Source organism: Micromonospora sp. NPDC005254, from assembly GCF_042872525.1.
Classification (GTDB): domain Bacteria; phylum Actinomycetota; class Actinomycetes; order Mycobacteriales; family Micromonosporaceae; genus Micromonospora.
In genome coordinates this window covers 260,047-270,010 of sequence record NZ_JBIAKM010000007.1, presented here as the reverse complement: position 1 = coordinate 270,010, position 9,964 = coordinate 260,047, and the positions used below count along the sequence as shown (strand labels likewise).

At 74.1% G+C, this 9,964-nt stretch carries 5 protein-coding genes and 1 riboswitch; of the genes, 2 read left to right on the top strand and 3 right to left on the bottom strand.

Annotated elements, in window-relative coordinates; genetic code table 11:
• Positions 1-28: 28 nt before the first annotated feature.
• From ACFYPR_RS22595 to ACFYPR_RS22585, 3 genes are all read right to left on the bottom strand, one after another.
• On the bottom strand, positions 29-2,158 hold the full coding sequence (locus ACFYPR_RS22595) for a VWA domain-containing protein (RefSeq protein ID WP_387262277.1): 2,130 nt from the start codon (positions 2,156-2,158) through the stop codon (positions 29-31).
• Positions 2,155-5,823: a cobaltochelatase subunit CobN gene (cobN, locus tag ACFYPR_RS22590; protein WP_387262274.1), complete on the bottom strand. Its 3,669-nt coding sequence runs from the start codon at positions 5,821-5,823 to the stop codon at positions 2,155-2,157. The genes ACFYPR_RS22595 and cobN overlap by 4 nt, the downstream gene beginning before the upstream one ends.
• A 282-nt stretch (positions 5,824-6,105) precedes the next feature.
• A riboswitch (cobalamin riboswitch) is annotated at positions 6,106-6,235 on the bottom strand.
• A 283-nt stretch (positions 6,236-6,518) separates the two neighbouring features.
• Entirely contained in the window at positions 6,519-6,854 is a 336-nt protein-coding gene (locus ACFYPR_RS22585) for a hypothetical protein (protein ID WP_234589536.1), read from the bottom strand.
• Positions 6,855-7,116: 262 nt separating this feature from the next.
• Between ACFYPR_RS22585 and helR the strand changes: the two genes are divergently transcribed.
• Both helR and ACFYPR_RS22575 read left to right on the top strand, forming a co-directional pair.
• Complete coding sequence (gene helR, locus ACFYPR_RS22580) at positions 7,117-9,279, top strand: RNA polymerase recycling motor ATPase HelR (protein ID WP_387262271.1); 2,163 nt, start codon at positions 7,117-7,119, stop codon at positions 9,277-9,279.
• 18 nt (positions 9,280-9,297) lie between these two features.
• On the top strand, positions 9,298-9,960 hold the full coding sequence (locus ACFYPR_RS22575; protein ID WP_387262268.1) for a hypothetical protein: 663 nt from the start codon (positions 9,298-9,300) through the stop codon (positions 9,958-9,960).
• Positions 9,961-9,964 lie beyond the last annotated feature (4 nt).

Sequence of the window (9,964 nt, the reverse complement as noted above, 5' to 3'; positions counted from 1 at the left end):
CTGCTGGTCATCTGCGCGCTTGGTCCCCTCATGTCGCGACCGGAACCGCACGATCGCGGGGGCGGGTCAGGGCGGCCAGGGGGGTCAGGGGCGCGTTCAGCTGGGTGGCCAGGCGGCGCGCCAGGTGCAGGCGGACCGGGCCGGACTCGCAGTCGACGACGACGCAGGGGGCCGCTGTCGCGGCCAGCACCGTCGCGGCCGCCGCGGCCCGGTCCAGTGGACGCGGCCCGGCGGTGGCTTTGCCGTCGGTGACGATGAGGACCAGGGGGCGGCGCTTCGGGTCACGTCGGCGCTCCAGCCGCAGCAGCTCGGCGGCGGCGAGCAGGCCCTCGGCAAGCGGCGTGCGTCCACCGGTGGGCAGCTCGGCCAGCCGCGTCGAGGCGGCCAGCACCGACGAGGTGGCCGGCAGCAGCGTCCGCGCACCGCTGGCCCGGAAGGCGATCACGGCGACCTTGTCCCGCCGCTGGTAGGCGTCGGTGAGCAGCGCGAGGACCGCGTCCTTCACGGCGGTCATCCGCTGCCGGGCGCCCATCGACCCGCTCGCGTCCACCACGAACAGCACGAGGTTGCCCTCACGCCCCTCCCGGACCGCCTCCCGCACGTCGTCCGGGCGCAGTCGCAGCGGGCCGGTCAGCCTCCCCCGGGCCGCCTGATGTGGCGCGGCGGCGCGAATCGTGGCCGGCAGGTGCAGCGCGCCGACCCGAGCGGCCGGCACGCGGGCCCCGGTGGTGCGTCCCCGCCCGGTGCGGGCGCGCGACCGCCGCCCGGGCACGCCGTCACCGACGCCGGGCGCGGTGAGCAGCTGGGCCCGCAGACCACCGTGGGGTACGGCCACCGGCTGACCCTGCCCACCGGAGCCCCGCTGCCGGGTCGATTCACCCTGGTCAGCGGCGTCGTCGCTGCCGTCGGAGCTGCCACCGTAGGGTCCCGCACCGTCGGGGCCGCTGCGGTCGGCGCCGCTGCCGGCACCGCCCCGCGGGCCGCCGTCGTCCGGGCCACGACGGTCGGCGCCGCCGTCGTCCGGGCTGCCGTGCCCGCCGGAGCCACCGCCCGGGCCGCCACCGTCGGGGTCCGAGCCGTCGGGGCGCGATCCAGCGGGGCCACCGTCGTGCGGGCCGCCGTCGTCGTCCGGATCGTCGGGGTGGGCGTCCTGGGCGCGCTGCAACGCCTCGTCGAGGCGCTTCTCATCCAGGCCCGGCGTGTCGAACGGGTCACGGCGGCGGCGGTGCGGCAGGGCGAGGCGGGCGGCGACCCGTACGTCGTCGATGGTGACCCGGTCCCGGCCGTGCCAGGCGGCGTGGGCGAGGGCGGTACGGGCGGTGACGATGTCGGCGCGCATGCCGTCCACGTCGAACGCGGCGCACACCTCGGCGATCTGCCGCAGCGCGGCGTCCGGAAGGCGTACCCCGGGAAGCCGGCGGCGGGCGGCGGCCACCTGGCCGGCGATCTCCGCGTCGGCGTCGGCCCAGCGGGCGGCGAAGCCCGCCGGGTCGGCGTCGGCGGCGAGTCGGCGACGCACCACCTCGACCCGGACCTCCGGGTCCCGGCTGGCACCCACCTCGACGGTGAGCCCGAATCGGTCGAGCAGCTGCGGGCGCAGCTCCCCCTCCTCCGGGTTCATGGTGCCGACCAGCAGGAAGCGGGCCGCGTGGCTGGCCGAGACGCCCTCGCGCTCGACGTGGCTGCGGCCCATCGCCGCCGCGTCGAGCAGCAGGTCGACGAGGTGGTCGTGCAGCAGGTTGACCTCGTCGACGTAGAGGACGCCCCGGTGCGCGGCGGCGAGCAGGCCCGGTTCGAAGGCGCGTACCCCCGCACCGAGGGCCTTCTCCAGGTCGAGCGAGCCGACGACCCGGTCCTCGGCGGCGCCGACCGGCAACTCCACGAGGCGGGCCGGACGGGTCTCGGCGGTGGCGTCGGCCGGGTGCGGCCCGTCCGGGCAGCCCGGGTCGGGCTCGGCGGGGTCGCAGCCGAAGCGGCAGCCGGCGACCCGACGCACCGGGGGCAGCAACGCGGCGAGGGCCCGGACGGCGGTGGACTTCGCGGTGCCCTTCTCGCCGCGCACGAGGACCCCGCCGATCGCCGGGGAGACAGCGTTGAGCAGCAGCGCCAACCGCATGTCGGCCATGCCGAGCACCGCGCTGAACGGGTAGGTGATCATGCCCGGTCCTCCAGGTCGCCCTCGCTGGCCAGGTACGTGTCACGGAGTCGGTCCAGGGTGGCCGGCTCGGGTTTGGCCCACAGCCCCCGGTCGGCGGCCTCCAGCAGCCGCTCGGTGATGCCGCGCAGCGCCCACGGGTTGGACTGCTCCAGGAACTCCCGGGTCGTGTCGTCGAAGAGGTACGCGGCGGCCAGGTGCTCGTACATCCAGTCGTCGACCACGCCGGCCGTGGCGTCGTAGCCGAACAGGTAGTCCACGGTGGCCGCCAGCTCGAACGCGCCCTTGTAGCCGTGCCGGCGCATCGCCGCGATCCACTTCGGGTTGACGACCCGGGCGCGGAACACCCGCCGGGTCTCCTCGCCCAGCGTGCGGGTGCGCACGTCGTGCGGCATCGCCGAGTCACCCACGTACGCCTGCGGCGACGAGCCGGTGAGGTGACGGACCATCGCCACCATCCCGCCGTGGTACTGGAAGTAGTCGTCCGAGTCGACGATGTCGTGCTCGCGGGTGTCCTGGTTCTTCACCGCCACCGCGATCCGGGCGAACGAGCGTTCCATGTCGGCGCGCGCCTCCCGCCCGTCCAGGCCCCGGCCGTACGCGTAGCCGCCCCACACCGCGTACACCTCGGCGAGGTCGGCGTCGCTGCGCCAGGTCCGCGCGTCGATCAGCGGCAGCAGGCCCGCGCCGTACGCTCCGGGCTTGGAGCCGAAGATCCGGGCGGTGGCCCGCCGCTCGTCGCCGTGTTCGGCGAGGTCGGCGGCGACGTGCGCCCGCACGTAGTTCTCCTCGTCCGGCTCGTCCAGCGCGGCGACCCGCCGTACGGCGTCGTCGAGCAGCGCCACGACGTGCGGGAACGCGTCGCGGAAGAAGCCGGAGATGCGCACGGTCACGTCGACGCGGGGCCGGCCCAGCTCGGCGGTCGGCACCACCTCGATGCCGGTGACCCGCCGGGACCGGTCGTCCCACACCGGGCGGCAGCCCAGCAGCGCGAGCACCTCGGCGATGTCGTCGCCCTGGGTGCGCATGGCGCTGGTGCCCCACACGGTCAACCCCACCGAGCGGGGGTACGTGCCGGTGTCGGCGAGGTGCCGGGCCAGCAGCGAGTCCGCGAGGGCCACCCCGACGTCCCAGGCGTTGCGGCTGGGGATGGCCTTCGGGTCGACGGAGTAGAAGTTGCGGCCGGTGGGCAGCACGTTGACCAGGCCCCGGGTGGGTGAACCGGACGGTCCGGGCGGCACGAACCGCCCGTCGAGCGCCCCGAGGGTGTGGGTCAGCTCGTCGGTGGTGCGCGCCAGCCGGGGCACCAGTTCGGTGGCCGCGAAGCGCAGCACCGCGACGCCGTCCGGGATCGGTTGCCCGGTCACCTCGGCGACCACCGCGTCGACGGCCTCGGCGTCCCAGCCGAGCGTCTCCATCCCGATGACCAACCTCCGGGCGAGCGCCTCGATGAGGTCGACGGCGTCGGCGGCGGTGCCGGCCGGCCCGTCCACCACGTCGGTCAACGCCGTGGGCACCGCCAGTCGTTCGCCCGGTGCCGCCAGCAGTTCCTGCTCGTCGAGGCCGTACGCGGCGGCGAGGGCCTGCCGCAGGCCGGGCAGGGCGTGGTTGCCGCCCCAGATCTGGGGTGCGCGCAGCACCGCGAGGACCAGGTTGACCCGCGGTTCGCCGACGGGCGCGTCGGCGAGGATGTGCAGGCCGTCGCGGATCTGCACGTCCTTGACCTCACAGAGGTACCCGTCGAGGTGCAGCACGAAGTCGTCGAAGTCGTCGGCGTCGGGCATCGCCTCGGCGTGCAGGTCGTGATGCAGCTCGGCGGCGCGCACCAGGTCCCAGATCTGCGCCCGCACGGTCGGCACCTTGGCCGGGTCGAGGGCCTGCACTGTCGCGTACTCGTCGAGCAGTTGCTCCAGCTTGGCCAGGTCGCCGTAGGTCTCGGCGCGGGCCATCGGCGGCACCAGGTGGTCGATCACCACGGCGTGTGCGCGCCGCTTGGCCTGGGTGCCCTCGCCGGGGTCGTTGACGATGAACGGGTAGACCAGCGGCAGGTCACCGAGGACCGCGTCGGGCGCGCAGTCGGCCGCCAGGCCGAGGCCCTTGCCGGGTAGCCACTCCAGGGTGCCGTGCTTGCCCAGGTGCACCACGGCGTCCGCGCCGAAGCCGCCGTCCGCGACGGGCGCGGCCAGCCAGCGGTACGCGGCCAGGTAGTGGTGGCTCGGCGGCAGGTCCGGGTCGTGGTAGATGGCGATCGGGTTCTCCCCGAAGCCACGCGGCGGCTGGATCAGCAGCACCACGTTGCCGAAGCGCAGCCCGGCGAGCACGAGATCCCCGCCGTCGGTGTAGAGCTCGCCGGGCGGCTCACCCCAGTGCTCCCGCATCCGCTCACGCAGCTCGGCCGGTACCTGGTCGAACCACCGCCGATAGGTCTCGCCGGGCACCCGGGCCTCGGCGGCGGCCAACTGCTCCGGGGTGAGCCACTCCACGTCGTGCCCACCGGCGGCGATCAGGGCGTGGATCAGCGCATCGCCGTCGTCGGGCGGCGGCGCGTCCCCCAGGTGGTAACCCGCCTCGGCCAGTGCGGCGAGCAGCCGGACCGCCGAGACGGGGGTGTCCAGCCCGACGGCGTTGCCGACCCGGGAGTGCTTGGTGGGGTACGAGCTGAGCACGACGGCGACCCGCTTGTCGGCGTTGGGCACGTACCGCAGCCGGGCGTGACGTACCGCGATGCCGGCCACCCGGGCGGCCCGCTCGGGGTCGGCGGCGTAGACCGAGAGGCCGTCCGCGTCGATCCGCTTGAACGAGAACGGCACGGTGACGATCCGTCCGTCGAACTCGGGGATGGCCACCTGCATCGCCGCGTCCAACGGGGACAGCCCGGCGTCGCTGCCGGCCCACTGCTCCCTGGTGCTGGTCAGGCAGAGCGCCTGAATGACGGGCACGTCCAGGGCGGCGAGCGCGCCGACGTCCCACGCGTCCTCGTCGCCGCCCCCGGACGCGTCGGCGGCGACCGCGCCGCCGGCCGCGAGCACGGTGACCAGGAGCGCGTCACAGCGGGCAAACAGCCCGAGCGGGCCCGCGCCCGTGGTCAGGCCCCGCAGCGAGCCACAGAAGATCGGCAGCGGGTTGCCCCCGGCCTCCCGCACGGCCTCGGCCAGGACGTCGACGAAGGCGGTGTTGCCGGCGAGGGCGTGCGCCCGGTAGAAGACGATCCCCACGGTGGGCCGCCGCGGGTCGGTCGGGTGGTCGCCGTGTACGCCGTACGCCGGGGTCGGCGCGGGCGGGGCGAACCCCTCGCCGGTGAGCAGCACCGTGTCGCAGAGGAACCGGGCCAGGTGCCCGAGGTTGTCCGGCCCGCCCTCCACCAGGTACGCCAGCGCCTGGGTGACCACTCCGGACGGCACCGTGGAGATCGCCATCAGCTCCGCGTCGGGCACCGCCTCACCGCCGAGCACGACCGTCGGCACGCCGGTGGCGAGCACCGCGGCGAGGCCGTCCGGCCACGCCTGCCGACCCCCGAGCAGGCGTACGACGGCGAGGTCGACCCCGTCGAGCAGGGCGGGCACCTCGTCGGCCCCCACCCGCGCCGGGTTGGCGAGCCGGTAGTCGGCGTCACTGGCGCGGGCGGCCAGCAGGTCGGTGTCGGCGGTGGAGAGCAGCAGAACGCGCACGGCAGGCTCCGGACGGTAACGTCGGCACGCTCGCGAGAGCGGCCTCGCGACGTGGGATGGGCGCAGGGTTCAGCGGAGGCCGCGATCCGGCCGGCTCAGCGGCCTGCGGCCGGGAGCGACGGGCGGCGCGGTCCGGAACTCAGCGGTGAACGGAGTCGATGCCGATCGCGGCGACGGCACGGCCGCGGTGCGCAAGACGGCAGCAGCCGTCGATGATGGAGACGCCAAGCGTCATCGGGTCCTCCTCGGGTGTCCACGCCCTGGGGTACGTCCCGACGGCCGAAGTATCCTGGCTTCCGGATCGACGCTCTCCCCCGGCCTTCCAACCGCAGACACACGGCCGTGACTCACGAGGGGGGATCGCTCCCCGGTGACAGTGGCGGGACCGCGTCGGATTCGCACCGACTTCCTTCACTGCCGTCAGGCCGCGAATGCTGCCACACCCCTGCGCTGCGGGTCAACGCTGCTCCGGCCCGACGAACGGGCGTGCGTCACCGAGCCTCAACTGTCGACGCGACAGCGGATCACCCGACCTCGATGCCCCGGATCAATGCCCGACATCCTTTGCTCTGCTTCCCTATACGCAACGGGAATGGGGCGTCACTGGCGCTTATTGGTAAGCAGAGCAAAGGATCGGCGGAGCACTCTGGCTCGCGCCGCTGGCCCGGCGGTGGTGGCTTCTGGGCGGAGGAGTCTCAGCGGGCGTGGCGCTCCGGGTGTGCCCGATTCCACACCCGCATCCGCTCCGGGTAGCCGGTGCGGGCCGCCTCGTACAGCGGCACCGCGTGCTTGCGGGCGATGGCGCCCGCCGCGCGGGGTGTGCCGGTGCGGCGGCGGATCCATTCGCCGTCGTGGGCGATCGCCACCACTGTGGTGTCGGTGGCGGTGGTCTCCGGCTCCAGGTAGAACTCCACTCCCCGCCGGCTGGCGACGAACGACTCCAGCGCGGCGAGATCGTCCCGGGTGGCCTCGCGGTCCAGCTTCGTTGGGGTCGCCTCGGTGCCCCGTGACCGCCGGTTGAACCAGCCCATGCCCAGCCCCTCTCCTCGGACGCCACTCCAGTTCAGCACCGATTCCTGGCAATACGCTGCACGCCAGGTGGGAGAAATCTGACTCGGCGGAGCGCGGACGGAACCGCTGGAGCGGGCGTACCGAACGGAAGCCCTGAAAGCGGGGGACAACACTCCCCGCCATATCCAACATATACCGCATGGGGGGACTTGCGGCAAGGCCCCAGGTGTACCGCAGAATTGCCCGTCCAAGGCCAGGACCTGCGGAAACGGGAGCCAATACATGCACAACTCGTCGGCGGCGGCCAGCGCGTTCGACCTTCCCGACAACCTCGCCGCCAAGGCCGACCCGGCGCTGATCGACCGTGACGAGCAGCACTTCGCCGTCATCGCGGCGAGCCTGGAGCAGTCGATCGCCGAGCTGTCCGACCGCCTCGACGCCGAGCGCCGGGCACCCGCCGGCAAGGGCCGCCAGGCGGTCGTCCGGGACGAGGAGATCCGCCGGCTGACCGCTCGCCTGCGCGCCCTGCGGCGCTTCGGTCTGGACCTGTGCCTCGGGCGCATCGTCAGCGCGGACGGCCCCGAGCCGGTCTACATCGGACGCTTCGGCCTCACCGACGGCAACGGTCGACGGCTGCTGCTCGACTGGCGCTCCCCGGCGGCCGAGCCGTTCTTCGGGGCGACCCACGCCAACCCGATGGGCCTGGCGAGCCGGCGTCGGTACCGCTGGACGCTCGGCCGGATCAGCGACTACTGGGACGAGGTGTTCACCCCGGACGGGTTCGAGGGGCATGCGGCGCTGGACGACCAGTCCGCGTTCATCGCCAGCCTCGGCGGCAACCGGTCGGCCCGGATGCGCGACGTGCTCGGCACCATCCAGGCCGACCAGGACGCCATCATCCGGGCCGGATCGCGCGGCGCTCTCGTCGTCGACGGCGGTCCGGGCACGGGCAAGACCGTCGTGGCCCTGCACCGCACCGCGTACCTGCTCTACTCCGATCCCCGCCTCGGGCACCGGCGCGGCGGGGTGCTGTTCGTCGGGCCGCACGAGCCCTACCTGGCGTACGTCGCCGACGTCCTGCCCAGCCTCGGCGAGGAGGACGTGCAGACCTGCACCCTGCGCGACCTCGTCCCCCAGGGCGCCGCGGCGACGGTCGAGGCCGATCCGGACGTGGCCCGCCTGAAGTCCTCGGCGGACCTGGTCCGGGCGATCGAGGCGGCCGTGCGGTTCTACGAGGAGCCGCCGACCACGGCGATGACGGTCACGGCCGGCGACGCCGACGTGCGGCTGAGCGCGGACGACTGGGCCCAGGCGTTCGAGGCGCCCGGACCCGGCACCCCGCACAACGAGGCGCGGGACGAGATCTGGGAGGAGCTGCTGGCGATCCTGCTCGGGAGGTACGACGGCGACGAGTCGGACGACCTGGTACGCGGCTCGCTGCTGCGCAACCGGGACCTGCGTACGGCGTTCAACCGCGCCTGGCCGCTGCTCGAAGCGACCGACATCGTCGCCGACCTGTGGTCGGTGCCCGCCTATCTGCGCCGGTGCGCCCCCTGGCTCGGCCCCGGGGACATCCGCCGGCTCCAACGCGTCGACGCCCGCGCCTGGACGGTGTCCGACCTGCCGCTGCTGGACGCGGCACGGCAGCGGCTCGGCGACCCGGAGGCGTCCCGGCGTACGCGCCGTCACGAGGCCACCATCGCCGCCGAACGCGCGCGCATGGCGACGGTCGTCGACGAGCTGATCGCGGCCCACGCCTACGACGACGGCGAGGGTGTGCTGTCGAGCCTGCGCCAACTGGACCTGCAGGACGCGCTGGTCGACGAGGCCGTACTCCCCAGCGCCGACGCGGATCTGCTGGCCGGCCCGTTCGCGCACATCGTCGTGGACGAGGCGCAGGAGCTGACCGACGCGCAGTGGCAGATGCTGCTGTCGCGCTGCCCGGCGCGCAGCTTCACCATCGTCGGGGACCGCGCCCAGGCCCGGCACGGGTTCACGGAGTCGTGGCCGGAACGACTGAGGCGCATCGGCCTCGACCGGGTCACCCTGACCTCGCTGAGCATCAACTACCGGACGCCACGGGAGGTCATGGAGCAGGCCGAGCCGGTCATCCGGGCCGTGCTCCCGGACGCGAACGTGCCGACCTCGATCCGCGGCAACGGGACTCCGGTGATCCACGGGTCGGTGCGCGAGCTGGACGCGATCGTCGACGGCTGGCTCGCGGAGCACGCCGACGGGATCGCCTGCGTCATCGGCGAGCCCACCTTCCGGCCGGCGACGAATCGCGTCCGGTCGCTGAGCCCGGAACTGTCCAAGGGGCTGGAGTTCGACCTGGTCGTCCTCGTCGACCCGGAGACGTTCGGCGAGGGCATCCAGGGTGCGGTCGACCGGTACGTCGCGATGACCCGCGCGACCCAGCGACTCGTCGTCCTCACCGGGTCCTGACCTCATAGGCTGCCGGGCGTGTCAAAGAACGTGCGGGAGGCGGCGGCGCACAACAACGCGCGATGGTGCGACGCCGTGTGCGCCAGCCACGGGCTGGCCGGCCGGATCGACGCCGAGGCGTGGTCGGTGCCCCGCCGCTCCCCACCCTGGTATCCGGACGCGGTCACCCTGCGCCCCGACGTCGACCCCGAGGCGCTGCTGGCGCGGATCGACGTCGGGCCCGGCGCATCGGTGAAGGACAGCTTCGCCGACCTCGACCTCTCGGCGTACGGGTTCCGGGTGCTCTTCGACGCGCAGTGGATCCACCGCCCGTCGACCGACCCGCCGGCCGGCCCGCCGCTCACGCCGGTCACCACTCCGGAAGGGCTGGCGGCCTGGGCGAGCGCGCACGGCGGCGGGGAACTGTTTCGCCCGGCGCTGCTGGCCGACCCGCGCATCCGGGTGCTGGCCCGCCACGACGAGCGGGGCGCTGTCGTCGGCGGGGCGGTGGTCAGCGGCGACGACCCGGCCGGCGTCTCCAACCTGTTCACCCACACCGACGACCCGGACGAGATCTGGCAGGCGATTCCCGCCACCCTGCCCGGCGTACCCCTGGTCGGCTACGAGACCACCCCCGACCTACCACCCGCCCGCCGAGCCGGCTTCCTCCCCGCGGGTCCCCTCCGGGTCTGGCTCCGGTGATCAT